The organism is Streptomyces sp. WAC05292, from assembly GCF_003949955.1.
Lineage (GTDB): Bacteria > Actinomycetota > Actinomycetes > Streptomycetales > Streptomycetaceae > Streptomyces > Streptomyces globosus.
This window is the reverse complement of record NZ_RPSE01000731.1, coordinates 1-1,294: the sequence shown is the minus strand read 5'-3', so window position 1 is coordinate 1,294 and position 1,294 is coordinate 1. Positions and strand designations below refer to the sequence as shown.

The following is a 1,294-nucleotide window of genomic DNA, read 5'->3' as shown; positions in this document are numbered from 1 at the left end:
CCGCCGTCCGCCGGCCCTGCGGAGGGTGCCGCGCCCGACCGGCTCCGGCCGCGGGACCCGCGGGAGAACGGCAGCACCGGATACGGCCTGGGTGACGTCATCGTGCCTCCCGTGCCGACCCCTCCGCCGGCCTCGCCGCCGCCCCGGCTCGTGCCGCCTGAGGCCGGCCCTCGGGCGGAGGACCGTCCGTCCGGTGCTGCCGGGCCCCCTGCCGCCGCGCCCGGTGCCCCGATCGGCCCGGGCGCTCCCGGCTCGGGCGCGGCCAACCCCGATCGGCCCACCGTGCGGCACCTCGGCGACCGTGCGCCGACGTACGCCCCGGAGCCCGGGGCGCTGCCGCTCGCCGACCCCGGGGCACTCGAGGACCTCGTCCCCGACACCGTCCTGGACGGCGCCCGGCACGGTGTGTGCACGCTGCGGGCCGCCTCCGTGCGGGGGGACTCCGCCCGTTACCGCGGCGAGGCCCGCCGGGACTTCCTCCTCACCGCCCGCTTCGGCACCGGCGACGACGCGCTCGTGCTCGTCGCCCTCGCCGGCGGCGACCGCGCCGCCGCCGGCGCGGCCGAGGCGGCCGCGGAGCTGTGCCACTGGATCGGCGCGGCCGTCGGCCGCAGCCGGCACCGGCTCGCCGACGACATCCGCTCCGGCCGGCGGGACGCCCTCCGCTCCGGCCTCCAGCGGCTCACCGACCGCGGGTACGGCCGGCTGCGGGCCCGCGCCGCCGAACTCGGGCATCCCGAGGAGGCCTACACCGCCGGGCTGCGCGCCCTGCTGCTGCCGATCGACCCCGAGTGCCGGACCCGCGTCTGCTTCGGCGCGGGCCCCGGCGGCGTCTTCCGGCTGCGGGGCGGGACGTGGGAAGACCTCGACCATGCGGATGCGGCCGGTGCCGACCCCGAGCCCGGCCCGGATGCCGGGCCGGCCTTCCGGTTCCGGGCCGCCGTCGCGCGGCCCGGGGACACCCTGCTGCTCTGCTCCGGCGGCTTCGCCGACCCGCTGCGGGAGGAGGAACTCCTGCCGGCCGAACTCGCCGCCCGCTGGTCCGACCCCGAGCCGCCGGGCCTGGCGGCCTTCCTCGCCGACACGCAGCTACGGGTCAAGGGATACGCCGACGACCGGACCGCTGCAGCCGTCTGGGAGGGGTGAGGGGAGCCCGCCGCGCGGTGCCGGCCGCCGCGGGCCCGGCGTGCGGTGCGCGGTTCGCCGGTCGTTTCCGTCCAGTGGCGGTGGTGGGCCGGTGGGGCCGCCTGCTCCCGGGGTGGGAGATTTCCTCACCCTCGTGCAGTAGGGGGCG

At 79.9% G+C, this 1,294-nt stretch carries 1 protein-coding gene; it reads left to right on the top strand.

From position 1 onward, the window contains the following. Positions 1–1,146 (top strand): protein phosphatase 2C domain-containing protein (locus EF903_RS32695; protein ID WP_125548546.1); only part of this gene is annotated, 1,146 nt, incomplete at its 5' end. Between the last annotated feature and the right edge of the window lie 148 nt (positions 1,147–1,294).